General features: G+C 64.3%; 23 protein-coding genes. 8 read left to right on the top strand and 15 right to left on the bottom strand.

Features of this window, described 5'->3' with window-relative positions:
- Window positions 1-14: 14 nt before the first annotated feature.
- Genes lysA through argH form a run of 4 tightly spaced genes read right to left on the bottom strand, consistent with a single transcriptional unit; the run spans window position 15 to window position 3,093 of the window.
- The gene (gene lysA / locus ACTTAI_RS17385) at window positions 15-1,283 is read right to left on the bottom strand and encodes a diaminopimelate decarboxylase (RefSeq protein ID WP_444452757.1); all 1,269 of its coding nucleotides are present in this window, start codon (window positions 1,281-1,283) and stop codon (window positions 15-17) included.
- A 58-nt stretch (window positions 1,284-1,341) separates the two neighbouring features.
- Window positions 1,342-1,530, bottom strand: a complete 189-nt coding sequence (locus ACTTAI_RS17390; RefSeq protein ID WP_444452758.1) for a hypothetical protein — start codon at window positions 1,528-1,530, stop codon at window positions 1,342-1,344.
- An 8-nt stretch (window positions 1,531-1,538) separates the two neighbouring features.
- Window positions 1,539-1,682: a hypothetical protein gene (locus ACTTAI_RS17395; RefSeq protein ID WP_444452759.1), complete on the bottom strand. Its 144-nt coding sequence runs from the start codon at window positions 1,680-1,682 to the stop codon at window positions 1,539-1,541.
- 13 nt (window positions 1,683-1,695) lie between these two features.
- Window positions 1,696-3,093 (bottom strand): argininosuccinate lyase, encoded by a 1,398-nt coding sequence (gene argH, locus ACTTAI_RS17400; protein WP_444452760.1) that lies wholly within the window; start codon window positions 3,091-3,093, stop codon window positions 1,696-1,698.
- A gap of 25 nt (window positions 3,094-3,118) precedes the next feature.
- Here argH and ACTTAI_RS17405 point away from each other — a divergent pair, with 25 nt between their 5' ends.
- Window positions 3,119-3,664 (top strand): TlpA family protein disulfide reductase, encoded by a 546-nt coding sequence (locus ACTTAI_RS17405; protein WP_444452761.1) that lies wholly within the window; start codon window positions 3,119-3,121, stop codon window positions 3,662-3,664.
- Here the strand turns inward: ACTTAI_RS17405 and ACTTAI_RS17410 are convergent, their stop codons facing one another.
- The gene (locus tag ACTTAI_RS17410) at window positions 3,665-4,900 is read right to left on the bottom strand and encodes a PAS domain-containing protein (protein ID WP_444452762.1); all 1,236 of its coding nucleotides are present in this window, start codon (window positions 4,898-4,900) and stop codon (window positions 3,665-3,667) included.
- 183 nt (window positions 4,901-5,083) lie between these two features.
- Between ACTTAI_RS17410 and ACTTAI_RS17415 the strand changes: the two genes are divergently transcribed.
- The 4 genes from ACTTAI_RS17415 (at window position 5,084) to yddG (ending at window position 9,022) form a co-directional block, all read left to right on the top strand.
- The gene (locus ACTTAI_RS17415; RefSeq protein ID WP_444452763.1) at window positions 5,084-5,926 is read left to right on the top strand and encodes an EAL domain-containing protein; all 843 of its coding nucleotides are present in this window, start codon (window positions 5,084-5,086) and stop codon (window positions 5,924-5,926) included.
- A 153-nt stretch (window positions 5,927-6,079) separates the two neighbouring features.
- A complete protein-coding gene (locus ACTTAI_RS17420; protein ID WP_444452764.1) occupies window positions 6,080-7,255 on the top strand; it encodes an acetyl-CoA C-acetyltransferase in 1,176 nt (391 codons plus the stop codon).
- A gap of 116 nt (window positions 7,256-7,371) precedes the next feature.
- Window positions 7,372-8,094, top strand: a complete 723-nt coding sequence (phbB, locus tag ACTTAI_RS17425; protein WP_444452765.1) for an acetoacetyl-CoA reductase — start codon at window positions 7,372-7,374, stop codon at window positions 8,092-8,094.
- Between the two features lie 64 nt (window positions 8,095-8,158).
- A complete protein-coding gene (yddG, locus tag ACTTAI_RS17430) occupies window positions 8,159-9,022 on the top strand; it encodes an aromatic amino acid exporter YddG (protein ID WP_444452766.1) in 864 nt (287 codons plus the stop codon).
- Between the two features lie 30 nt (window positions 9,023-9,052).
- Here the strand turns inward: yddG and ACTTAI_RS17435 are convergent, their stop codons facing one another.
- From ACTTAI_RS17435 to ACTTAI_RS17445, 3 genes are all read right to left on the bottom strand, one after another.
- On the bottom strand, window positions 9,053-9,226 hold the full coding sequence (locus ACTTAI_RS17435; RefSeq protein ID WP_444452767.1) for a YdcH family protein: 174 nt from the start codon (window positions 9,224-9,226) through the stop codon (window positions 9,053-9,055).
- Between the two features lie 124 nt (window positions 9,227-9,350).
- Window positions 9,351-10,112, bottom strand: coding sequence for a tRNA1(Val) (adenine(37)-N6)-methyltransferase (locus tag ACTTAI_RS17440; protein ID WP_444452768.1), 762 nt, complete (start codon window positions 10,110-10,112; stop codon window positions 9,351-9,353).
- On the bottom strand, window positions 10,112-10,324 hold the full coding sequence (locus tag ACTTAI_RS17445; RefSeq protein ID WP_013068880.1) for a putative signal transducing protein: 213 nt from the start codon (window positions 10,322-10,324) through the stop codon (window positions 10,112-10,114). Before ACTTAI_RS17445 ends, ACTTAI_RS17440 begins: the two co-directional genes overlap by 1 nt.
- A 72-nt stretch (window positions 10,325-10,396) precedes the next feature.
- Here ACTTAI_RS17445 and ACTTAI_RS17450 point away from each other — a divergent pair, with 72 nt between their 5' ends.
- Window positions 10,397-11,398 carry a polyprenyl synthetase family protein gene (locus tag ACTTAI_RS17450; protein WP_444452769.1) on the top strand — a complete coding sequence of 334 codons (1,002 nt, stop codon included), beginning with the start codon at window positions 10,397-10,399 and terminating at the stop codon, window positions 11,396-11,398.
- 196 nt (window positions 11,399-11,594) lie between these two features.
- Here ACTTAI_RS17450 and ACTTAI_RS17455 read toward each other — a convergent pair whose 3' ends face one another.
- Window positions 11,595-13,244: a hypothetical protein gene (locus tag ACTTAI_RS17455; protein ID WP_444452770.1), complete on the bottom strand. Its 1,650-nt coding sequence runs from the start codon at window positions 13,242-13,244 to the stop codon at window positions 11,595-11,597.
- 105 nt (window positions 13,245-13,349) lie between these two features.
- On the opposite strand from ACTTAI_RS17455, the gene ACTTAI_RS17460 reads away from it, so the two are divergent.
- Window positions 13,350-14,660, top strand: a complete 1,311-nt coding sequence (locus tag ACTTAI_RS17460) for an ATPase (RefSeq protein ID WP_444452771.1) — start codon at window positions 13,350-13,352, stop codon at window positions 14,658-14,660.
- Between the two features lie 12 nt (window positions 14,661-14,672).
- On the opposite strand, the gene ACTTAI_RS17465 is transcribed toward ACTTAI_RS17460, so the two are convergent.
- The 4 genes from ACTTAI_RS17465 to ACTTAI_RS17480 all read right to left on the bottom strand — a co-directional run bounded on the left by ACTTAI_RS17465 (window position 14,673) and on the right by ACTTAI_RS17480 (window position 18,604).
- Window positions 14,673-15,494 carry a LytTR family DNA-binding domain-containing protein gene (locus ACTTAI_RS17465; RefSeq protein ID WP_444452772.1) on the bottom strand — a complete coding sequence of 274 codons (822 nt, stop codon included), beginning with the start codon at window positions 15,492-15,494 and terminating at the stop codon, window positions 14,673-14,675.
- A 179-nt stretch (window positions 15,495-15,673) separates the two neighbouring features.
- On the bottom strand, window positions 15,674-16,564 hold the full coding sequence (folD, locus tag ACTTAI_RS17470) for a bifunctional methylenetetrahydrofolate dehydrogenase/methenyltetrahydrofolate cyclohydrolase FolD (RefSeq protein WP_110806127.1): 891 nt from the start codon (window positions 16,562-16,564) through the stop codon (window positions 15,674-15,676).
- Window positions 16,561-16,866, bottom strand: coding sequence for a chorismate mutase (locus ACTTAI_RS17475; RefSeq protein ID WP_444452773.1), 306 nt, complete (start codon window positions 16,864-16,866; stop codon window positions 16,561-16,563). Before ACTTAI_RS17475 ends, folD begins: the two co-directional genes overlap by 4 nt.
- A 64-nt stretch (window positions 16,867-16,930) precedes the next feature.
- A complete protein-coding gene (locus ACTTAI_RS17480) occupies window positions 16,931-18,604 on the bottom strand; it encodes a formate--tetrahydrofolate ligase (protein WP_444452774.1) in 1,674 nt (557 codons plus the stop codon).
- 237 nt (window positions 18,605-18,841) lie between these two features.
- Here ACTTAI_RS17480 and ACTTAI_RS17485 point away from each other — a divergent pair, with 237 nt between their 5' ends.
- On the top strand, window positions 18,842-20,191 hold the full coding sequence (locus ACTTAI_RS17485) for a calcium-binding protein (protein WP_444452775.1): 1,350 nt from the start codon (window positions 18,842-18,844) through the stop codon (window positions 20,189-20,191).
- Window positions 20,192-20,269: 78 nt separating this feature from the next.
- On the opposite strand, the gene ftsH is transcribed toward ACTTAI_RS17485, so the two are convergent.
- Both ftsH and tilS read right to left on the bottom strand, forming a co-directional pair.
- Window positions 20,270-22,165 (bottom strand): ATP-dependent zinc metalloprotease FtsH, encoded by a 1,896-nt coding sequence (ftsH, locus tag ACTTAI_RS17490; protein WP_444452776.1) that lies wholly within the window; start codon window positions 22,163-22,165, stop codon window positions 20,270-20,272.
- A gap of 79 nt (window positions 22,166-22,244) precedes the next feature.
- On the bottom strand, window positions 22,245-23,537 hold the full coding sequence (gene tilS, locus ACTTAI_RS17495; RefSeq protein ID WP_444452777.1) for a tRNA lysidine(34) synthetase TilS: 1,293 nt from the start codon (window positions 23,535-23,537) through the stop codon (window positions 22,245-22,247).

The raw sequence follows: 23,537 nt of genomic DNA on the forward strand, positions 1-23,537 counted from the left end.
CCCGGACTACGGGATCAGAGCCATTCCGGAATGCTATCGCGGGCCAGCATTTCCTCAAAGCTCGGTCTTTGCCGGATGACGGCGAAGTGATCCCCGGAAACCAGCACTTCGGGGATCAGCGGGCGGGAGTTGTATTCCGAGGCCATCACCGCGCCATAGGCGCCCGCCGAGCGGAAGGCGACCAGATCGCCTTCGGCCATCGGCACGAGTTCCCGGCCCTTGGCGAAAGTGTCGCCGGTCTCGCAGACCGGGCCGACCACATCGAAGGCCTGCGCTTCGGTGCCGGGCGCAGGCTCGATCACCGGAACGATGTCGTGATGCGCGGAATACATCGCAGGCCGCACCAGATCGTTCATCGCCGCATCGACGATGAGGAATTTCCGCCCCTCGCCTTCCTTCAGATAAATGACCGAGGTCACCATCAGCCCGGCATTGCCGGAAATCAGCCGCCCCGGCTCGATCTCGATCTCGCAGCCGAGATCGCCCAGAACCCGCTGGATCATCGCGCCGTAATCGGTGGGCAGCGGCGGCGCCTCGTTCGAGCGCTGGTGATAGGGAATGCCCAAGCCGCCGCCCAGATCCAGACGGCGGATGTTGTGACCATCGTCGCGGAGCGCCAGCGTCAACTCGCGGACCTTGGTGAAGGCCGCCTCGAAGGGGGCCAGATCGGTCAGCTGGCTGCCGATATGCACATCGACGCCGATAACGTCGAGGCCGGGCTGTTTCGCGGCCTCGGCATAGACCGCGCGGGCCTTGGCGATCGGAATGCCGAACTTGTTTTCCGATTTGCCAGTGGCGATCTTTTCGTGGGTCTTGGCATCAACGTCGGGGTTCACCCGCAGCGCGATCGGCGCAGTGACGCCAAGGCCGGTCGCAATCTCGGAAATCGCCCGCAGCTCGGGTTCGCTTTCGACGTTGAACTGCCGGATGCCGCCCGTGAGCGCGAGCGTGATTTCCTCGCGCGTTTTGCCGACGCCGGAAAAGACGATCCGCTCACCGGGCACGCCCGCGGCTTTCGCGCGGCGGTATTCGCCGCCCGAGACCACATCCATCCCCGCGCCGAGATCGCCGAGCAGCTTCAGCACCGCAAGGTTCGAGTTTGACTTGATCGCAAAGCAGACCAGATGATCCGTGCCCGCCAGCGCCGCATCGAACAGCTGGAAATGCCGGGTCAGGGTCGCGGCGGAGTAGACATAGAACGGCGTGCCGACACTGGCCGCGATCTCGGTCAGGGCCACGTCTTCGGCATGCAGCACGCCATTGCGGTAAAGAAAGTGATCCATCGCGGCCTCCGGTTGCTGAGACGTTCTTAGCCGGTCGGACCCGTCAAGAAAAGCGGCCTCAGAAGCCCGCGCCCAGATGCAGCCAGCCAAGATGCGTGCCGACCGTGGCGCGGCCATTGCTGTTCACGCCAAGCCGCATCGGGCCGACGCCGGTCGAGACACCGGTCGTCAGCTGACCGGAGGGGCTTGCGCCCACATTCGCGCGCGGCCCGTCACAGGCCGCGAGCAGGAGCAGGAGCAGGGGCAAGGCGATCCTCACAGCGACCCCGTGACGCCCATGCGGGCTTCGCCGGTGATCGAAACGCCGGGGGCGGTGGTCGCTTTCGGCGGTTGCGGCGGTCCATCGACACCGCAGGCCGCCGCAAAGGTCAGAAGCGAGAAAGCAAGAAGGAGACGCATGAAAACTCCCGTGTCAGACGAGAAGCCCCTTCCAGCGCGCGACCTGGGCGCGGACCTGATCGGGGGCGGTACCGCCGTAAGACTGGCGCGAGGCGACCGAATTGTGAACCCCAAGCACGGAATAGACCGCCTCGGTCAGCGCCGGATGGGCGGATTTCAGCTCTTCAAGGCTCAGATCGGGCAGATCGCAGCCCTTCTTTTCCGCCAGCGCGACGAGCGAGCCGGTGACATGGTGGGCGTCGCGGAAGGGCAGACCGGCCTCGCGCACGAGCCAGTCGGCCAGATCGGTCGCGGTCGAGAACCCCGAAGAGGCCGCGGCTTCCAGTTTCGCCGTGTTCACCGTCAGATCCGACATCATCCCGGTCATCGCCGCAAGCGCCAGCATCAACGTATCGGCCGCGTCGAAGACCTGTTCCTTGTCTTCCTGCATGTCTTTCGAATAGGCGAGCGGCAGGCCCTTCATCACGGTGAACAGCGCGACGGCCGCGCCCAGCACCCGGCCGATTTTCGCGCGGATGAGTTCCGCCGCATCGGGATTGCGCTTTTGCGGCATGATGCTCGACCCGGTCGACCATTTGTCCGACATCGCCACGAAGCGGAACTGCGCCGAGGACCAGATCACCAGCTCTTCCGCCAGACGGCTGAGGTGCACCGCGCAGATCGCCGCCGAGGACAGGAATTCCAGCGCGAAATCGCGGTCGGACACGCCATCAAGGCTATTCGCCATCGGCCGGTCGAAGCCCAGCGCCGTGGCGGTCATGTGCCGGTCGATCGGGAAACCGGTCCCCGCAAGCGCCGCCGAGCCCAGCGGGCATTCGTTCATCCGCTTGCGCGCATCTTCAAAGCGCGAGCGATCGCGGGCGAACATCTCGACATAGGCCATCATGTGATGACCCCAAGTCACCGGCTGCGCGGTCTGCAGATGGGTGAAGCCCGGCATCACCCAATCGGCGCCCTTTTCGGCCTGCGCGACCAGCACCTGCATCAGAGCCGTCAGCGAGGTGATCGCGGCATCAGCCTGATCGCGGACCCAGAGCCGGAAATCGGTCGCCACCTGATCGTTGCGGCTCCGCGCCGTGTGCAGCCGCCCGGCCGGTTCGCCGATCAGCGCCTTCAACCGCGCCTCGACGTTCATGTGAATGTCCTCGAGCGCGGTCGAAAACGGGAAATCGCCTGCCTCGATCTCTGACAAGACCGTGAGCAACCCTTCCCCGATCGCCTCGGCATCGCTATTCGTGAGGATACCCGTCGCGGCCAGCATCGCCGCATGGGCCCGGCTGCCGCGGATATCCTGTGCGTAAAGCCGCTTGTCGAACGAGATCGAGGCGTTGATCGCCTCCATGATCGCGTCCGGACCGGCGGCGAAGCGCCCGCCCCACATGGCGTTCGAGGATTTCGTGTCGTCGGTCATCGTCAGGCCCTTCGTCGGAGGCATCATGCTGCGGTTGTTCGTCCTTTATACGGCCCTTGCCCTTAGCGCAAATGCCGCCACAGCCGCCGACCTGTCGGCGCTGAAGACAGGCGAGATGAAGAAACTCGCCGTCTTCTCCGAACCGCTGCCGCTGCCGGACATTCCCTTTGTCGATGAAACCGGGGCAAGCCATACGCTGGCCGACTATCGCGGCAAGGTGGTGCTGTTGAACCTCTGGGCGACCTGGTGTGCACCCTGCCGCAAGGAAATGCCCGATATCGAGGCGCTTCAGGCCGAAATCGGCGGCGCGGATTTCACCGTGCTGACCGTGGCCTCCAGCAATCGCGACACCCAGGTGAAGGTGGCGGCGTTTTTCGAAAAGCAAGGCATCACCCACTTGCCGCGGATGATCGATGCCACCGAACGGCTGCCGCGCGCCTTTGGCCTGCCCGGCCTGCCCGCCTCGATCCTGATCGACCGCAAGGGGCAGATCGTGGCGCAACTCCTGGGCCCGGCCGATTGGTCGAGCCCGGAAGCCAAGGCGGTCATCGCCGCCCTGCGCGCGGAGTGATCAGCGCGATTCGCTGCGCAGGAACTGGTTCATCGACGAGCCGATCTCTTCCGAGAGCCGCATGATCGATTCGAGCCGGTTCTTGATGTCGGCGTGGAAGATGTCGAGTTGATCGATCGTCGCCGAAAGCCCGCCGCTGCTGTCGCGCATCCGACCGCATTCGACGCGGCCCAGAACCCGGATCGTGTCAAGACCGAGCATCAGGCGGCGGATTTCGGCGCTTGACCGGCTCAATTCCTCGGCATGGCCGACGGCCCGCTCCATCGCCTGACGGGTGTCATGCCGCGACCGTTCCTCAAGCTCGCGCAAAAGCTTCCGTTCGTGCGTCCAGTCAATGCCTTCGACTTTCACCGCATCGCGGAAATTGGAGTTCATCTCTTTCAGAACACGGTTCGACCCGAGCAGGAACAGCGCCCGCGCCGCCTGTCGCGACACGCGTTCGCACAGATTGTCCCGCCCGGCCACGAAGCTGCGCAGCCGTTCGGAAATCACCATCGACGACGCTTTGTAGTTTTCCGAAATCGCCGAAACCGGGCCGCCCGAGGGCTCCAGCCGCGAGGCGACAATGCGCATGTTGTTCGGAATCGACTGTAGCGCCTCGAAGCTGCGCAACAACTTCATCTGTTCTTGCGTGACCTTTTCGAGCGAGGTGTTCATCTCGATCAGGCGCAGGGTACGCGGATCGGCTGGCCGCCCCAGCTTGGCGTCACGGGCGGCCAGTTCTTTACCAAGCGCGAAAGCCATATAACTCGTATAGGTTGAGTAACCTTCCGCCGCGGCCATCGCCCGCAACTCGCCTGCGCTGACCTCCGGATCGAGCCGCTCGGCCCGCTCCCGCGCACTCAACTTCACGTAGTCTTCGCGGATACGGTCGGAAAGTGGTGTCGAGGGCTTGAGCCGCACCGAAAGATATCCATCATCCGTGGGCATCAGAACCGCGAAGACCCAATAGACATCGCCATTCTTGGCGCGGTTCTTGACGTAGGCCCCCATGGGATGCCCCGCACCAAGCGCATGCCAGAGGATGCGGAACACACCGCGCGGCGTGTCGGGATGGCGCACCACTTTGTGCGGAGCACCAAGAATGTCCTTCCATTCGAACCCGGAGACGCGGTGGAAAACATCATTCCCGGCCAGGATGACGCCGCGTTTGTCAGTGCGCGAATAAAAGAGTTCATCGAAACCGAAGTAGGCTTCGCCTTCCGTGGATTTGGAGAGATCGGTGGGTGCAGTCATGAGGGAGGTGTCTCGTCACTCGGAACATTAAATCAAGTCTAAGTTGTGTTTCTTACCGAGGCATTTATGGATTCAGGTTTATCGAAAATTGTCAGCATTAACCACGCGCCGGAGAAATTGTCCCTCTTTACCAGTTGTTAGCCGAAATCGCGGATTCTGATACGGAACCTGATGGAGGGGCCGATGTCGAAAATTCCGCTATCGCTGCGCGAGCCGCTCGATCCCGCCGACGCCAATCCGCTCAACTTCGCCCTTGCGCAGCGTGACCGCGATACTCTGGCGATGGTGACTCGCGCCGTGGAACGGCGCGATGTGGTTCTGGCCTTCCAGCCCATCGTGCAAACCCTGCGCCCCGACCGGCCGGCTTTCTACGAAGGGCTGATCCGGGTGCTTGATGACACCGGCCGGGTGATTCCCGCGCAGGATTTCATCGGCGCAGCCGAAACCACCGAAGTCGGTCGCAAGCTCGACTGTCTGGCGCTGGAAATGGGTCTGCTTTCGCTTGCCGAAGATCGCGAATTGCGGCTCTCGGTGAACATGTCCGCACGCTCGATCGGTTATCCGGAGTGGATGCGCATTCTGAACCGCGGTCTGGCGATGGACGAAAGCGTGGGCGAGCGGCTCATTCTCGAAATCACCGAATCCTCGGCGATGGTGATGCCGGAACTCGTGTCGGTCTTCATGCAGGACATGCAGATGAAGGGCATCGCCTTTGCGCTCGACGATTTCGGCGCGGGCTACACCTCGTTCCGCTATCTGCGCGAATTCTACTTCGATATCCTGAAGATCGACGGCCAGTTCATCACCGGAATCGCGCGCAATCCCGACAACCAGATCCTCACACAGGCGCTGATGTCGATCGCCAGGCATTTCGAGATGTTCACCGTTGCCGAAGCGGTCGAAACCGCGGAGGATGCGGCTTGGCTGACGCGTGCGGGGATCGACTGCATGCAGGGCTATTATTTCGGCGCGCCGACGATCATGCCGCCGTGGAAAGCGCCCACGACCCACAAGGCCGGGAACTGACGCCCGGGCCCAAGGGTTGAATTTTCCGCGCAACAAAATTGCGCGGATTGTGGCAAATATTGCCAAATCTGCTTGACCTCCTTCATCCTTTGGGCATGCTGCACAGCGGCAATGGGCGCCTCTGCGCCCGAAATCCTGTGAGGAGGGAAATTCATGACCAATGTCGTCATCGTCTCGGCGGCCCGTACCGCCGTGGGCAGCTTCAACGGCGCTTTCGCCAACACGCCCGCGCATGATCTGGGCGCCGCGGTGATCGAGGCGGTTGTCGCGCGGGCGGGCATCGACAAGGCGGAGGTCTCGGAAACCATCCTCGGTCAGGTGCTGACCGCTGGTCAGGGCCAGAACCCGGCGCGTCAGGCGCATATCAAAGCCGGTCTGCCGATCGAATCGGCCGCTTGGGGCATCAACCAGGTTTGCGGCTCGGGCCTGCGCACCGTCGCGCTTGGCGCCCAGCACATCCAGCTCGGCGATGCGGCGATCATCGTTGCTGGGGGTCAGGAAAGCATGTCGCTCTCGACCCATGTCGCGCATCTGCGCGCGGGCACCAAGATGGGCGACATGAAGATGATCGATTCGATGATCAAGGACGGTCTGTGGGACGCCTTCAACGGCTACCACATGGGCCAGACCGCCGAAAACGTCGCGAGCCAATGGGGCATTACCCGCGAAATGCAGGATGAATTCGCCCTCGCCTCGCAGAACAAGGCCGAAGCCGCGCAAAAGGCGGGCAAGTTCGTCGATGAAATCATCCCCTTCACGATCAAGACCCGCAAGGGCGACATCGTGGTCGATGCCGACGAATACATCCGTCACGGTGCGACGCTCGAATCGATGCAGAAGCTGAAACCGGCCTTTACCAAGGACGGCACGGTGACCGCGGGCAACGCCTCGGGCATCAACGATGGCGCCGCGGTCGTGCTCTTGATGACCGAGGAAGAAGCGGCCAAGCGCGGTCTGACGCCGCTCGCCCGCATCGCGTCTTACGCCACCGCCGGGCTTGACCCGTCGATCATGGGCTGCGGCCCGATCCCGGCTTCGCGCATGGCGCTGGAAAAGGCGGGCTGGAAAGCCGCCGATCTGGACCGGATCGAAGCGAACGAAGCGTTCGCAGCGCAGGCCTGTGCGGTGAACAAGGACATGGGCTGGGATGTGTCGAAGGTGAACGTCAATGGCGGCGCCATCGCCATCGGCCACCCGATCGGCGCTTCGGGCTGCCGGATCCTGAACACGCTCGTCTTCGAAATGAAACGTTCGGGCGCGAAAAAGGGCCTCGCGACGCTCTGCATCGGCGGCGGCATGGGCGTGGCCATGTGCCTCGAAGGGCTCTGATCTCAGCCCTCACGCAGATTTTTTCTGCAAATGCGAAAAACAGGCGCGCAATAATATTGCGTGCCTTCCTTATTTTAGGTAACAGCATTTCAACAAGGATGATCTGAGGAGGAATCATGTCCAGAGTTGCACTCGTCACCGGTGGGTCGCGCGGCATTGGCGCCGCGATCTCGATGGCGCTGAAGGACGCGGGTTACACCGTCGCCGCGAACTATGCCGGCAATGACGAAGCCGCCGCGAAATTCACCACCGAGACCGGGATCAAGACCTACAAGTGGTCGGTCGCGGATTACGACGCCTGCGCCGCGGGCATCGCGCAGGTCGAGGCCGAACTCGGCCCGGTCGACGTTCTGGTGAACAACGCGGGCATCACCCGCGACGCGCCCTTCCACAAGATGACCCGCGAGCAGTGGGATCAGGTGATCGGCACCAACCTGAACGGCATCTTCAACATGACGCATCCGCTTTGGAACGGCATGCGCGACCGCAAGTTCGGCCGGATCATCAACATCTCGTCGATCAACGGCCAGAAGGGTCAATTCGCCCAGGCGAACTACTCGGCCGCGAAGGCGGGCGACATCGGCTTCACCAAGGCGCTGGCGCAAGAAGGCGCGCGCGCGGGCATCACCGTGAACGCGATCTGCCCGGGCTACATCGCCACCGAGATGGTGATGGCGGTGCCGGAAAAGGTGCGCGAGTCGATCATCGCGACGATCCCGGTCGGCCGTCTGGGCGACGTGACCGACATCGCCCGCTGCGTGGTCTTCCTGGCCGCGGATACCGCGGGTTTCATCACCGGCGCGACGATCACCGCGAACGGCGGCCAGTACATGACCTGATTTGCCTCTTGGCAAATGGTGACGGGGCCCGCATCTTGCGGGCCTCTTTGCTTTCGGGGGGCAGATGTCGCGCAATCAGGCAACCTTGATCGGCTTTTCCGCCGTCGCACTTTGGGCGCTGCTCGCGCTCTTTACCGTCGCCTCGGCGCCGGTGCCGCCCCTGCAACTGAACGCGCTCTGCTTTGCGATCGGCGGCAGCATCGGGCTGATCTGGGTCGCAGCGACGGAGGGCTTCGCCGTGCTGCGGCAGGTGTCGTGGAAAGTCTACGCTTTCGGCACCGCAGCCTTGTTCGGCTACCACCTGATCTATTTTTCCGCCCTGCGCCTTGCCCCTCCGGCCGAGGCGAGTCTGATCGCCTATCTCTGGCCGCTCTTGATCGTCGTCTTTTCCGGCCTGCTGCCGGGCGAGCGGCTGAATCGGCTGCATATTTTCGGGGCAATCCTCGCCTTTGCCGGGGCCGCCCTGATCGTCGCGCGGGGAGGTATCTCGGCCAGCGCCGAATCGCTGCCGGGCTACGGTCTGGCCTTTCTTTGCGCGCTGACCTGGTCGGGCTATTCGCTGCTCTCGCGTCGCATGGGGCAGGTGCCGACCGCCGCCGTCGCGATCTATTGCATGGCCACCGCGGTCTTGTCCGCTCTGGCACATCTGGCGCTGGAAGAGACGCTGTGGCCCACCAGCACGACCGGCTGGGGCGCGGTCATCGCCCTTGGCATTGGCCCGGTGGGGCTGGCGTTTTACACATGGGATGTGGGGGTGAAGCGGGGCGACATCCAGATGTTGGGGACGGCGTCCTATGCGGCCCCGCTACTCTCGACGCTTGCGCTGATCGGGGCGGGGATCGCGGCAGCGTCACCGGTTCTGGTGCTGGCCGCCGCGATGATTGCTGCAGGTGCCTTTCTGGCCGCCTTGGGCAGTCGGCAAGGCTAGGGACCGGCCGTCACGCGGCCGGGCCGGAAATCAGAGCGCCACGCCTTCCAGCCGCGCGATTTCTTCCTTGAGCCGCAGTTTCTGTTTCTTCATCTCCGCGATTTGCAGGTCATCGAAGCTGGGCGTACGAAGCGCCACTTCGACTTCCGCGGACAGAGCCTGATGTTTCTTGCGAAGTTCAGCGATATGCGAACTCACGGACATGGCAGTCTCCTTCTTTCCTTGTTCGGTAAGTCGATTGCAGCACGTTTTCGAACGCTTGTCACGCGCTTGTCGTATTGCTGCGCAAAAATATGAAGGAGTTTTACAAAATAATATTGCCACGGAATTAAGGCGTTAGCGGCAAGGTTTCGCCGCAGCGCAGCACTGCCTGCGCAGCATGGGTGAGGTCTTCGGCATCCCCCTGATGCGCAGGCAGGGCATGCAGCACGAAGGGCGCGAGCAACCGCAACGGGGCCTTGCCCCCCTTGCGCGCAGCGACGATCACCCGCCCCGCCGCCCGGCCCTGCCGCGCCGCGATCGGCAGCACCGAGACCGAGCCCCCCTGCCCCGCCAGCGCCAAAAGGATATCGCCCAGCCGGTCGGCATTCTGGATCATCGTCAACCAGCCGCCCGGCTGCAGCCGCCGCATCCCCGCGCGGACCCAGTCGACCAGCGGCGTCGCCTCGCGCTGCGCCCGCTCGCGGCCCGCATCAGCCGCCGCCGTACCGCCCGCGGCGGCGAAATAGGGCGGATTGGCGATCACATGATCGTAATTGCGCGCACGCAAAGCCGCGGGCATCCGCGCCAGATCGCCCTCGAACACCTCAAATCCGATGCCATTCGCCGCCGCATTGCGCCGCGCCAGATCGGCATAGTCGGGCTGCAATTCGAGCCCGGCCTGCACCAGCCCCTGCACCCGCCAGCCAAGGCACAGGCTCGCCACCCCGGCCCCGCAGCCCAGTTCCAGCACCGATTGCCCCGGTTTTGCCCCGCAAGCGGCGGCGAGAAGCACCGGATCCATCGCCGCGCGGTAGCCTTGGCGCGGTTGCGCCACGGTCAGACGGCCATCCAGAAACCGATCAAACGTGCAGTCTTCGGGCGGAAACATCACTCTTCCCAAAGCCCGTTGTCGCGCAAGATCGCCTGCGCCAGAAACCAATCCGCATCGGCCACAGCCAATCTGCGCGGCAAAATGCCGAGGCTGCCGTCAAGAATGCTCATGTGGACGTCCCACTCAAAGGCCGTTATACCCTCGCCCTCAAGAAGGGCCATCGCCATGGCGATCCGAACCGGGTCGGTGGTGCGCAGAAGCTCTTTCATCGCTCGACTTAAGGGCAGCTCTGCCGCGGTGTCGAGACGGAAATTGGGCCGGGAAACTGGGAAGGAAGACCGATGAGCCTCGACGACAAGGCGACGAAACCGCACGACCGTCTGGCGCAGGCGCTGGCCGAGGACATGGCGGCGGTCAATGCGCTGATCCGCGAGCGGATGAGCTCGGAACATGCGCCCCGCATCCCCGAGGTCACGGCGCATCTGATCGAGGCGGGCGGCAAGCGGCTGCGGCCGATGCTGACGCTCGCCGCGGCGCGGCTGGTGGGCTATGGCGGCCCGTTCCATGTGCATCTGGCCGCGACGGTCGAGTTCATCCACACCGCGACGCTTCTGCATGATGATGTGGTTGACGAAAGCCGTCAGCGTCGCGGCCGTCCGACGGCGAACCTGCTGTGGGACAACAAATCCTCGGTTCTGGTGGGCGATTATCTTTTCGCGCGCTCGTTCCAGCTGATGACCGACACCGGCAACATGCGGGTGATGGAGATCCTCGCCAACGCTTCGGCCGTCATCGCCGAGGGCGAGGTGCTGCAGCTGACGGCGGCGCAGAATCTGGCGACGACCGAAGACATCTATCTGCGCGTGATCCGCGGCAAGACGGCGGCGCTGTTCTCGGCCGCGACCGAGGTGGGCGGCATCATCGGCGGCGCCCCCGAGGATCAGATCGAGGCGCTGTACGATTACGGTGACGCACTCGGGATCGCGTTCCAGATCGTCGATGACCTTCTGGATTACGGCGGCAAGTCGGCCGAGATCGGCAAGAACACCGGCGACGATTTCCGCGAACGCAAGCTGACGATGCCGGTGATCAAGGCCATCGCGCTGGCCAATGACGAGGAGCGCGCCTTCTGGAAGCGCGTGATCGAAAAGGGCGACCAGCAAGAGGGAGACCTCGAGCATGCGATGGCGCTGATGACCAAGCACGGCACGCTGGAAGCGACGCGGCTGGAAGCGATCGGCTGGACCGACACCGCCCGCAAGGCGCTGGCGAAGCTGCCCGAGCATCCGCTGCGGCAGATGCTGGACGATCTGGCCGATTACGTCGTCGAACGGGTGCGCTGAAGGCACCCGGTCTGGCCAAGGCCATCGCCTTGGCCCGCGCTCCATTATCCCCATGCCCCCCGAGTGCCCAAAGCACTCGGGCAGAGCCCGCCATGGGCGGGGCGGGCGCTGGCCGGAGGCCTTGAGGCCCCGGCCACAGCAGCTGCACATGGTCCGCATGGCCGCGTCAACGGCCGCGGCCAAATCCGGCGCTGAGCTACGGCCGCTCGGGCCGCAGAAGGATGTAGGTCGTCGTCCGGCGTTCCTCGATCAGCCGCCAACCCGCATCCGCAATCGCCTTCACGATCTCGTCGCGCCGGCTTTCCCCGGTCGGGCAGAGCGGCACCAGCACATGATCGGCCGCGTCGATCCCGGGCGTGCCGCCATAATACCACGGCGCCGCGCCCTTGACCGGCTCAAACGGCCCGAAGAGCCACAAGGCCGAGAACAGATCCGCCACCAGCACCCGTGAATGGGCATAGCCCGCCTGCACCAGATCCGCGGCGGCGGTCTCGAACCAGGCATCATAGCCCATCGTCATTTCGCACTCTGGCAGCGTCTCGCCATTCAGCGCCGCAGGCTTGCGCGGTTTCTCGGCGCTCTCGCCCTTGGTCGCGTAAGCCGCATAGGGCTGCCCCGGCGCATCCCCCGCCACCTGTTGCAGCACCCGGTAAACCCGGGGTGCCTCGACCAGCAGATCGGCATCCTGCGTCCGCGCCGAGAGGAACGGCACCATGTCATCGGTCTTGGCGAAAGCATGGCGCAGGGGGCTCCAGACAAGGTTCGCCGCAGGCCCCGCAGCCAGCGCCAAAGCCACCACGCCGGTCACCAGCAGCGCCTCGCGCAAGCGCCAGCCCAGCCCGTTCGAGATCAGGCTGTCAGGGCGCAGGGTCAGCGCGAAAAGACCGACCAGCACCAACCATTGCGGATCGTTGCCATAGTTCTGATAGGTCACATAGGCAAAAGCGGGCACGAGGAGCAGCAGCACCAGCCCCTCGGACATCCGCTCGGCTTGCCGCAGGAAGATCACCGTCATCAACAGAGCCAGCGTCCCGGCGAGGTTCTTCGGTGCGGCCATCACCCCGCCGAGGGTGTCGCCCGGCGCCGCGCGGCTGGCCGATCCCGCAACGGCCAGCAGATCGCGCAGATAGGCGATCCAGAAGCCAACCCCCAGCACCGCCGTCACCGCAGCCAGAACCGCGACCCCGGCCAGCACGGCCACGCCCAGAGTGCGAAAATCGCGGCGCACCAGCAGCGCCACCAGCACCGCGGGGGCAAAGGCCACGACATAGGTGACCTTGACCAGCGCCAGCCCCGCCATCATCGCGCCGATCAGCACGCCATCGATCCGCGGACGCCGGACCCCGAGCGGCTCCAGCACGGCCAGCGGCAGCGCCACATAGGCCATCGCCCAGGCCCAGCGGTTGTAATGCATCGACACCGAACTGGCCGGGTTCGTCTCGCCATGCACCAGCGCCAAAACCATGCCCAGCGCATAGATGCCGAACACCCACGCCAGCCCGCCCGGAAAGCGCGACTGCGCCACCCGCAGGATCGGCAGGAACAGCACCGCCGCCACCATCGCCTGCGCGGCCAGAAAGGCATGGCCAAAGCCAAACCCCAGCTTCGAAAACAGCGCAATCGGCCAGAGCCCGGCGATGCCCAAGGGCGTCATGAAATCGCGGTGCGGCATCTGGCCCTTTTCGGCCATGCGCAACACCAGATCGGCCAGATGCAGCGTGTCGCCCTCATGCTGAGTGACGTAAAGCCCCCCCGCCAGAAACGGCGCTGCCGCCAAAATCACGGCGAAAATCGCCAGCCCGCCTGCCAGCGGCAAAGCCGCCGCTGCCCTTGACCTGCCCGTCATCCCGGCCTCTCCGCATCTTTTCCCATTTTTGGCCACAATAGCCCGGCAGGATGCGCCTGTGAATCCCGAAGCAACACGTTAAAAAGACGAGCCGGAGCAGGACAGATGAACATGGTCGCCCCCAACGTGATCGCGCCCACCCCGCCCCGAACGCTCGCCGAAACTGGCCTGAACATGGTGCTGATGCGGGACATCCTGCTCAAGACCATGTTTCGGACCAATATGGACACGGTCAGCGGCCTTGCAAAGCTGGTCTGCCTGCCGATCGCGCTGACACAGGAGCTGGTGGATCTGGGCCGCAACCAGAAGCTGATCGAGGCGATGGGCACGCTGCATGCCAATTCGGGCGGCGAGATGGGGTATCAGCTGACCGATGGTGGCAAGGCCCGTGCGCTCGATGCGCTGACGCAGTCGGAATATTACGGCGCGATGCCGGTGCCGCTGGCCGATTATTCGGTGCAGATGAAGAAACAGTCGATCCGCAACATCCAGCTGACCCGGCCGCAGCTGATGACAGCGATGGGGCATCTGGTGCTGCCGCCGACGCTGATCGACCAGTTGGGACCGGCGGTGTCCTCGGGGCGGTCGATCTTGATGTATGGCCCGCCCGGCAACGGGAAATCCTCGATCTCGAACGGCATCCGCGATGCGATCGGCGATCGAATCTATGTGCCGCGCGCAGTCGAATATGCCGGTCAGGTGATCGTCGTCTATGACCCGATCGTGCATACTGCGGCAAGCGAGGAAGCCGATGACCCGACCGCCCTGCGCAAATCGGGCAACCGCTTCGACAGCCGCTATGTCTATTGCGACCGGCCGACGGTGATCACCGGGGGCGAATTGTCGCTCGACATGCTCGATCTGACCTACAACCCGACCGCGCGGACCTATACGGCGCCGTTGCAGATGAAATCTTCGGGCGGGGTCTTCATCGTCGACGACCTTGGCCGTCAAGCCGAACCGCCGCAGAAACTGGTCAACCGCTGGATCGTGCCGCTCGAGGAGAGCCGCGACATCCTAGCCCTGCAATCGGGCGAAAAGTTCGAGGTGCCCTTCGACACGCTGGTGATCTTTTCGACCAACTTCCACCCGAACCAGATCTTCGACAAGGCGGCGCTGCGGCGGATCTTCTTCAAGATCAAGATCGATGGGCCTGGCCAATCGGATTACCTCAAGATCTTCTCGCTGGTTGCGAAAAAACGCGGCATGCCGCTGTCGGAAGCCGCACTCGTCCATCTTCTGAAGGTCAAATACCCGACGATCAACAACGTCTATGCGAATTATCAGCCGGTCTTCCTGATCGACCAGATGATCGCGATCTGCGAATTCGAAGGCATTCCCTATCAGATGAGCCCGGAACTGATCGACCGCGCCTGGTCGAACATGTTCGTGCGCGAGGAAGAGATCCAGCACTGAGCCCGGCAGGGCCTATTGCGCGGCAACAGCCTGCGGAGCGTCGCTGCCGTTGTCGGCCTGTGGCAATATCTCGGCCAGACCAAGCGCCAGAACCGCGGGCGCATTGCCCCGCGACACCGGAACCTGCGTGCCGTCCTTCAGCACCAAGCTGACCTTGCCCTGCGCCCGGCTCACGCCCCGGATCGCCTGCCGCGCCACCCAATGCGAGCGGTGCACCTGCAACCCTTCGACCCCCTCGGCGGCGCAGATCGCATCCGCCATGCGCAAAAGCACAGTTTCCGAGCCCGCCTCGGTAAAGACTTCGACATAGTGGTCGCGCATCTGCAGCCGCACCAGCGGCGCCCGAAGGTTCGGCGACAGCCGGGACATCAACCGCGCAGCCGGTTCACGGTCAGGCGTGACGAACGCGGCAAGGGGCGGTTCGGCCACCGGCAGCAGTCCGCTCCCCGTCCCCCCGGGCCAGGTTGCTGCCACCGCATGGCGCAGCGTCGAGGTGATGATCGACATGATGAAGATGTAGCTCATCATCGCCGGGATCGAGGGCACATGCTGCTCCGGTCCGGCCACGGCCTCGGCCAGCGCCATGAAAAGCGGCGTCAACCCCAGCGTGGCCAGAACGGCAATCAGCGGCGCCTCGGGCCAGAAGCTGCGATAGCCCAGGTAATCGCGCACGATCACCCGCAACAACCCGGCCGCAACCACCCCAAGGCCGATGATGATCGGCCAGAAGGCGATGCGGCCGGTCAGGGGAAAGAGTTGAGTGCCGAAAGGACCGGCGACGATCCCGAAAATCGAGGTTGCAAGCCAGACCACCGGAACGACCGGATGCAGCATGGCCCGCTGGTATTTTCGCCCAAATCGTCTTGCCTTCTCAAAGAAGGGCATGGCCCTTTCGCCCCATTCCAAAAATCAAAACCATGCAGATGTGCTAGCCGCAGTCACAAGGGCTTGCAACCGTGATTGTGGTCACAGCAGGGTCTCATCCGGAAGATGTAAGGGCCATGCCAACAGGCTCAGGCGGTCAGGCCCTCGGGCTCCGCCAGACCATGGGCGCGACAGCAGGCGGTCAGCGTATTGGCCAGCAGACAGGCGATGGTCATCGGACCGACGCCGCCCGGAACCGGGGTGATCGCGCCCGCCACGGCCACGGCACTTTCGAAATGGACGTCGCCCACCAGCTTGCCCTTGCCGTCTCGCTCGATGCGGTTGATGCCGACGTCGATCACGGTGGCACCCGGTTTCACCCAGTCGCCCGGGATCATTTCGGGGCGGCCAACGGCAGCCACCAGAATATCGGCACGGCGGCAGACCTCGGCCAGATCCTTGGTGCGCGAATGCGCGATTGTGACAGTGCAGCTGTCGCCCAGCAGCAACTGCGCCATCGGCTTGCCGACGATGTTGGACCGGCCCACGACCACCGCATTCAGCCCCGAGAGCGAGCCCAGGTGGTCGCGCAGCATCATCAGACAGCCAAGCGGCGTGCAGGGCACCATCGCCTTCTGCCCGGTGCCCAGAAGCCCGACGTTCGAGATGTGGAACCCGTCCACGTCCTTCGCCGGATCGATCGAATTGATCACCAGATCAGAATCGAGATGTTTCGGCAGCGGCAGCTGCACCAGAATCCCGTGCACCGCGGGATCGGCGTTCAGCTTCGCGATCAGCGCCAGCAGATCGGCTTCCGAGGTCTCGGCCGACAGCTTGTGCTCATAGGAATTCATCCCGACTTCGCGGGTCTGGATGCCCTTGTTCTTGACATAGACCTGGCTTGCCGGGTCTTCGCCCACCAGCACCACGGCCAGACCCGGGGTCAGACCGTTCACCTCTTTCAGTCGCGCCACATGGGCCGCGACCTGCGCCCGCACATTGGCCGCGAAAGCCTTGCCGTCGATGATCTTCGCGCTCAAATTCCGTCTCCCTTGCCCAGGACCCGCTCTTCGCGGGCAATCGACCATTCCACCATCATCCGCCACATCGCCTCGATCAGCTCGGGGTCCATCCCCCGCGCCTCGGCGGCGTTGCGCGCATTGTTCACCACTTCCTCGACCCGCGCCTTGATGCGCGCGGGCATGCCCTCGGCGGGCTTGAGTTCGGCGGCACGGTCGATGAACCGCGCCCGATCGGCCAGCAGCGCCACGATGCGCAGATCCAGCGCATCGATCTCGGCCCGCAGTTCGGCCATCGAGGTGATTTCGGAGGGCTCTTTCATTCGGCAAGTTCCGCTTTTATGCCCCGCTCCTATCGCACCTTGTCGCCCGCTTCTCAACCCCGCCTCAAAACAACCCCTCAATCTCGCCCGCGGCATCAAGCCGGATCATCTCCGCCGCCGGATGTCGGGGCAGGCCCGGCATCGTCATGATCTCGCCGCAGATCGCCACCACGAAGCCCGCCCCCGCCGAAAGCCTCACCTCGCGCAGCGGAATGGAATGCCCCGTGGGCGCCCCGCGCAACTCGGGATCGGCGGAAAAGGAATATTGCGTCTTCGCCATGCAGATCGGCAGCTGCCCATGCCCCGCCGCCTCCCATGCGGCCAGTTGCGCCAGAACCGCCTTGTCCGCAATCACGCCCTCAGCATGATAGATGCGCTTCGCGATCGTCTCGATCTTCTCCAAAAGGCCCATCTCGTCGGGATAAAGCGGGGCAAAGCGGGTCTCGGCGTCACAAAGCGCAACGACCTTCTGCGCCAGATCGGCGGCGCCCGGCCCACCCTCGGCCCAGTGCCGACAGGGAACGGCCGTGACGCCCAGACTGGCGGCATGCTCGGCAATCGCCGCGATCTCGGCCGGGGTGTCGGCGTCAAAGGTGTTGATCGCCACCACCACCGGCACGCCGAAGCCACGGGTATTGGCGATGTGACGTCCGAGGTTCGCGCAGCCGCGCCGCACCGCCCCCACATCCTCGCGGCCCAGATCCTCGCGCGCGACGCCGCCATGCATCTTCATCGCCCGCACCGTGGCGACGATCACCGCCACCGCAGGCCGTAGCCCGGCCTTGCGACACTTGATGTCGAAGAACTTTTCGGCCCCCAGATCGGCGCCAAAACCCGCCTCGGTCACGACGTAATCGGCCAGCCGCAGCGCGGTCTTCGTCGCCACGACCGAGTTGCAGCCATGCGCGATATTGGCAAACGGCCCGCCATGCACGAAGGCGGGCGTATGCGCGATCGTCTGCACGAGGTTCGGTTGCAGCGCGTCTTTCAACAGCACCACCATCGCGCCGTCGGCCCCGATATCACGGCAGGTCACCGCCGTCTTGTCGCGCCGATAGGCGACGACGATCCGGCCCAGCCGCTCCCGCAGATCGGCCAGATCCTCTGCCAGACACAGACAGGCCATGACCTCCGAGGCGACAGTGATATCAAACCCCGTCTCGCGCGCAAAACCGTTCGAAGCGCCGCCGAGGCCCACCACGACCTCGCGCAAAGCCCGGTCGTTCATGTCCATCACGCGGCGCCAGACCACCCGGCGCGCGTCGATGCCAAGCGCATTGCCCCAGTAAAGATGGTTGTCGATCATCGCCGACAGCAGGTTGTGCGCCGCGGTGATGGCGTGGAAATCGCCGGTGAAATGCAGGTTGATGTCTTCCATCGGCAGCACCTGCGACAGGCCCCCGCCCGCCGCGCCACCCTTCATGCCGAAGTTGGGGCCAAGCGAGGCCTCGCGCAGACAGATCACGGTCGTCTTGCCGATATGGGCGAGCGCATCGCCAAGGCCGACCGTGGTCGTCGTCTTGCCCTCGCCCGCAGGCGTCGGGCTGACGGCGGTGACAAGAATGAGTTTGCCCATCGGCCGGTCGGTCAGCGACGCCAAGAAAGTGGCATCGACCTTGGCCTTGTCGCGGCCATAGGGGATCAGCGCGGTCTCGGGGATGCCAAGCCCGGCACCGATCCGGGCGATGGGCCATTTCTCGGCCGCGCGGGCAATCTCGATATCGGTTCTGACGGCCATGCGATCCTCTCCTCCGTGGCTTCGCACGCGGCGTCCTGCCCTTTCGGCAAGCTAGCCGCATCTTCCCCGGGCGCCGTCCGCATTTGCGACCCCGCAAAGGCCGAATCCGCCCCCTCCGGCGCCAGATTGCACCGAATTCCTTTGGCGACAAATGGCCGCGCCGTTGCCCCTTGTCCGACAAGCGCCGACTGACGTGTCTGGCGCGATATTCATTGAAGTGTCAGGCAGAGGGCCGAAATGACGGACAACATTTATTACGTCGACGATCTGGTGGACGACGGCAACACCCGCATCCTGAGCGACGATGGCACCGGCACCGATTGGCTGGTCCTGCGCCGCTCTCACGACAGCAACGCGATCAGCCTGTGCTGGTGGTCGGTGCACGGTGTCAGCACGGAAGGCGAATCGATCTTCTTTGACGACGATGTCGCCTCGCGTCTGATCGTGCGCGGGCTGATCGAGAACGCCCGCGGCGCAAACGGCGACGACTGGATCCGCGGCAATGAAATCGGCAACATCCTTTACGGAGACATGACGGCTTTGGACACCCTCGTCGGCGGCGACGATACACTGGACGGGGCCGAGGGGAACGACACGATCTATGGCGGCTATGGCGCGGACGAGATCGATGGCGGGACAGGCGATGATCTGCTCTTTGGCAATCAGGGCTTGGACACGATCCGTGGGGGCCTTGGCCGCGATACGATCGACGGGGGTGCTGGAGCCGATGTCCTGTCGGGAGGCGCGGACGCCGGAGATCTGCTGAGCTACGCGCAATCTTCCGCGGCGGTGCATGTTTCCCTGACCTTTGGCGCAGCCACTTTCGCCAGCGGCGGCGATGCCGAGGGTGATCAGCTTGACGGTTTTTTCAACATCACAGGCAGCGCCTATAACGACGTGCTGACCGATACCATTTCGACCACTCTTGCGCTGAACGCAAACGCGAACTGGTTCGATGGCGGCACGGGCAATGATGTGCTGTCGATGGGCGGCGGCAACGACACGGCATTGGGTGGCAGGGGCAACGACACGATCTATGGCGGCGACGGCAATGACAGCCTCAATGCAGGGATCGGTCGCGACGTCGTCCTCGGTGGCAACGGCAGTGACACGTTGATCGGCGGCCTTGGCACCGACTTGCTGAGCGGCGGAAATGGCAGTGACCGGATCGATGGCGGCGACGGGAATGATACGCTTTCGGGGGACGCCGGAAGTGATGTGCTGATTTCCTTCCTTGGCACCGACCGGATGACCGGCGGCGCGGGCGCCGATCGCTTCGTCTTCGTCAATGTCTACGACAGCAGCGCGGGCGCAGGCTTCGACACGATCACCGACTTCAAGCATTCCGAAGGCGACAGGATCGATCTCTCCGGAATCGACGCGAATTATGACGCCACAGGCGATGCCGCCTTCACCTTCCTTGGCACGGCGGCCTTCACCGGCGCGGGCGCGGAACTGCGCGTCGAATCCACGGCAACCGGCTGGAGCGTTCAGGGCGATCTGGATGGCGACGGCACGGCAGATTTCATCCTGACCTTGATCGGCACGACGCTGCCGGCCCCCGTTGCGGGCGACTTTGTGCTCTGACCCGAGCCTGAAAGCAAACCGAAAACGCGCGCCGGGGCTCCGGCGCGCGTTTTAATTTGATATCGGTGTGATCGCAGATCAGACGTTCGGCTCGGGCGCGATGCCCGGTTTCGGCGCGGGCTTCGTGCGCGGCAGCGAGGTCACGGTGGGCATGTTGCCCGAGGGCCGGTCGTCATCGCCCCCCAGCGCCTCGCCCGCCATCACTTTGCGGATCTCGTCGCCGGTCAGGGTCTCGTATTCCAGAAGCCCCTGCGCCAGACGCTCCCATTCCTCGCGGTTTTCCTCGAGGATGCGACGCGCTTCGACGTAGCCGTTCTCGATCAGGTCACGCACTTCTTCCTCGATCAGCTCCTTGGTCTTGGTCGAGACCGAGAAGCCTGCGGTGTTGCCCTGATAGCCTTCATGCGCTTCGGAATAGTCGATGTTGCCGACCTTGTCCGACATGCCCCAGCGCATCACCATCGCCCGCGCAATCGCCGAGGCCTGCATGATGTCGCCCGCGGGACCGTTCGAAACAGCCTCTTCGCCCCACTTAAGGATCTCGGCCGCCTTGCCCGCCATGGTCATGGCGATCTTCTGCTTGGCCTCGTCCTTGTGGTAGTTCAGCCGGTCCATCTCGGGCAGGCTGACCACCATCCCCAGCGCCTGACCGCGCGGAATGATCGTCGCCTTGTAGACCGGATCGCATTTCGGCAACTTCAGACCGACGACGGCGTGACCGGCCTCGTGATAGGCGGTCATTTCCTTCTGCTCGGGGGTCAGCACCATCGAGCGCCGCTCGACCCCCATCATCACCTTGTCCTTGGCCTGTTCGAAATCTTCCATCGTCACGAAGCGACGGCCGACGCGTGCCGCCATCAGCGCGGCCTCGTTCACGAGGTTCGCGAGATCGGCCCCCGAAAAGCCGGGGGTGCCGCGGGCAATCGTGCGCAGATCGACATCCGGCCCGCGCGGGATCTTGTTGGCGTGCACCGACAGGATCTTTTCGCGGCCCTTGATGTCCGGGTTCGGCACATGGATCTGACGGTCGAAGCGGCCGGGACGCAGAAGGGCCGGGTCCAGCACGTCTTTGCGGTTCGTCGCCGCAACGATGATGATCCCCTCATTCGCTTCGAACCCGTCCATCTCGACGAGAAGCTGGTTCAGGGTCTGCTCGCGCTCGTCGTTGCCACCGCCGATGCCAACGCCCCGGGCGCGGCCCACGGCGTCGATCTCGTCGATGAAGACGATGCAGGGCGCGTTCTTCTTCGCCTGATCGAACATGTCGCGCACGCGCGAGGCGCCGACGCCGACGAACATCTCGACGAAGTCAGAACCCGAGATGGTGAAGAAGGGCACGCCCGCCTCGCCCGCAATCGCACGCGCCAGCAGGGTTTTCCCGGTGCCGGGCGGGCCAACAAGCAGCGCGCCTTTCGGGATCTTGCCGCCAAGACGGCTGAATTTCTGCGGGTTGCGCAGGAATTCGACGATCTCTTCCAGCTCTTCCTTGGCCTCGTCGATGCCCGCGACATCGTCAAAGGTCACGCGGCCATGCTTTTCGGTCAAAAGCTTGGCCTTCGACTTGCCAAAGCCCATCGCCCCGCCTTTGCCGCCGCCTTGCATCCGGTTCATGAAGAAGACCCACAGGCCGATCATGACAAGGAAGGGCAGCCAAACGCCCAGAATCGACATCAGCCCCGATTGCTGCTGCTTGACCACGTTCACCGCGACGCCCTTGTCGATCAGCTTTTCCGCGATCTCGTCAGATTGGGGTTTGACGGTCGAATAATTGTCACCCTTGCTGTCCTGATAGCGCACATCCTCGCCATCAAGTTGCACCTGCTTCACGTCGCCCTTGTCCACGGCGGCGATGAAGTCGGAATAAGACACTTGCCGGGCATTGAGCGGCCCCTGCCCGCTGCCGAGCAGGTTGAACAGCACCAGGATGAGCACGAACAGCAGGGCCCAGAAGGCGATGTTGCGCAGATTGCCCAAGAGAAACCTCCGAAGAATGAGAGGGCCCCGCATGGGGTGCAGAGCCTTTGGTGTGAAAATAGGGATTAAGTGCGCAGGTTCAACGTCTGATTAATGCGACTGTGAAGCTTGGCCGCACCAAACGGGCCTCGTAGCCATTTTTCCACCCGGCCAGCGGCGCCGCAATCAGCGTGCCATCCTGCCAAAGCGCGGGCGAGGCCAGCAGTGTCGCCCGCGGCAACGGGCTGGATCGGCGCGCACCCAGCTGCCTCCATCCCTCGGAGCCGAGCGCCGCCACGATCCGCCCCGGTGCCTCCGGCCCCTCGATCTGCCAGCCATCCCAGACCTGACCGAGCGGAACGCGCAGATCGGCGATGGCGCGGATCTCGCGGGTGATGCGGATCGCATCGTCGCTGACGCTGATCCGGCAGCCATGCAGCGTGCGGTCGCGCCGGACGCGCCAGGTCGTCAGAACGTCGATCACCTGCGCCGCGCGCGGCGGATAATAGGCTCCCGAGACCCAGACAAGCGCCGCATTCAGCAGCCGACGCCCGGTCTCAGGATCGAAGGCATCGCGAAACCCGTGTGCGTCGATCACCACATCGCCCGCCTCGAAGCGCACATGCGCCTGAACCAGATGCTCAAGCGACCAGAGCACCGATTGCTCGGCCATCGCCAGATGGCCCACCACTGTCGACAACGTGCCCGCGGTGATGCCCAAAGGCGCCAGCGCCGCCAGCGCCTTGCGTGCCTTCACCCGGTCGAAGCGATCATTCTCGTTCGACGGATCCTCGATCCAGCCGATCCCTTGCCGCTCCAGATAGCCCCGCAACTCGGCCCGGGTCTGGCTCAGGAAAGGCCGAAACCACAGCACCCCCTCGCTTTCAAAGCTTTCGCGCATGCCCGACAGCCCTTCGAGCCCGGCTTCGCGTGCCAGCCGCATCAGGAAAGTCTCGGCCTGATCGTCGCCAGTATGCCCCAGCGCCACCGCCCCCACGCCGCGCGCGACCGCCCAGTCCCCGATCAGGCGCAGCCGCGCCCGGCGGGCGGCATCCATCAGATTGCCTTTGGCCCGCTGGCCGTCCCAGCGCAGGGTGCTGTGGGGAATGCCGCGCCCGGCACAGAAGCGGGCGACAAAGGCCGCTTCTTCGGCCGCTTCCGGGCGCAGACCGTGATCCACGCTCACCGCCTCGACCGGATGCAGGGCCGCAAGAAGGACCAGCGTTGCAAGGGAATCTGAGCCGCCCGAGACCGCCACCGCCAGCCGCGGCACGGCCATCAAGGGCCGGATCGTCTGCACTGCGGCCTCTGCGGCCCAGAGCAGCATCCCGTCTTCAGACGGAACATCGCCGCGCAAAAGCGCCGCGCGCAGCGCCTCGGCGCTGCCCGCCAC

This window comes from Rhodobacter capsulatus (assembly GCF_052363175.1).
GTDB lineage: Bacteria > Pseudomonadota > Alphaproteobacteria > Rhodobacterales > Rhodobacteraceae > Rhodobacter > Rhodobacter capsulatus_D.

Excerpts from the sequence above, each read along its gene's own strand:
- ACTTAI_RS17485 (WP_444452775.1), top strand. The coding sequence starts at position 18,842 with ATGACGGACAACATTTATTACGTCGACGATCTGGTGGACGACGGCAAC.
- ACTTAI_RS17415 (WP_444452763.1), top strand. The coding sequence starts at position 5,084 with ATGTCGAAAATTCCGCTATCGCTGCGCGAGCCGCTCGATCCCGCCGAC.
- ACTTAI_RS17445 (WP_013068880.1), bottom strand. The coding sequence starts at position 10,324 with ATGAAAGAGCTTCTGCGCACCACCGACCCGGTTCGGATCGCCATGGCG.
- ACTTAI_RS17455 (WP_444452770.1), bottom strand. The coding sequence starts at position 13,244 with ATGACGGGCAGGTCAAGGGCAGCGGCGGCTTTGCCGCTGGCAGGCGGG.
- ACTTAI_RS17395 (WP_444452759.1), bottom strand. The coding sequence starts at position 1,682 with ATGCGTCTCCTTCTTGCTTTCTCGCTTCTGACCTTTGCGGCGGCCTGC.
- ACTTAI_RS17410 (WP_444452762.1), bottom strand. The coding sequence starts at position 4,900 with ATGACTGCACCCACCGATCTCTCCAAATCCACGGAAGGCGAAGCCTAC.
- argH (WP_444452760.1), bottom strand. The coding sequence starts at position 3,093 with ATGACCGACGACACGAAATCCTCGAACGCCATGTGGGGCGGGCGCTTC.
- ACTTAI_RS17435 (WP_444452767.1), bottom strand. The coding sequence starts at position 9,226 with ATGTCCGTGAGTTCGCATATCGCTGAACTTCGCAAGAAACATCAGGCT.
- ACTTAI_RS17480 (WP_444452774.1), bottom strand. The coding sequence starts at position 18,604 with ATGGCCGTCAGAACCGATATCGAGATTGCCCGCGCGGCCGAGAAATGG.
- ACTTAI_RS17450 (WP_444452769.1), top strand. The coding sequence starts at position 10,397 with ATGAGCCTCGACGACAAGGCGACGAAACCGCACGACCGTCTGGCGCAG.
- yddG (WP_444452766.1), top strand. The coding sequence starts at position 8,159 with ATGTCGCGCAATCAGGCAACCTTGATCGGCTTTTCCGCCGTCGCACTT.
- ACTTAI_RS17420 (WP_444452764.1), top strand. The coding sequence starts at position 6,080 with ATGACCAATGTCGTCATCGTCTCGGCGGCCCGTACCGCCGTGGGCAGC.
- lysA (WP_444452757.1), bottom strand. The coding sequence starts at position 1,283 with ATGGATCACTTTCTTTACCGCAATGGCGTGCTGCATGCCGAAGACGTG.
- phbB (WP_444452765.1), top strand. The coding sequence starts at position 7,372 with ATGTCCAGAGTTGCACTCGTCACCGGTGGGTCGCGCGGCATTGGCGCC.
- ACTTAI_RS17465 (WP_444452772.1), bottom strand. The coding sequence starts at position 15,494 with ATGCTGCATCCGGTCGTTCCGGTGGTCTGGCTTGCAACCTCGATTTTC.
- ACTTAI_RS17475 (WP_444452773.1), bottom strand. The coding sequence starts at position 16,866 with ATGAAAGAGCCCTCCGAAATCACCTCGATGGCCGAACTGCGGGCCGAG.
- ACTTAI_RS17460 (WP_444452771.1), top strand. The coding sequence starts at position 13,350 with ATGAACATGGTCGCCCCCAACGTGATCGCGCCCACCCCGCCCCGAACG.
- ACTTAI_RS17440 (WP_444452768.1), bottom strand. The coding sequence starts at position 10,112 with ATGTTTCCGCCCGAAGACTGCACGTTTGATCGGTTTCTGGATGGCCGT.
- ACTTAI_RS17405 (WP_444452761.1), top strand. The coding sequence starts at position 3,119 with ATGCTGCGGTTGTTCGTCCTTTATACGGCCCTTGCCCTTAGCGCAAAT.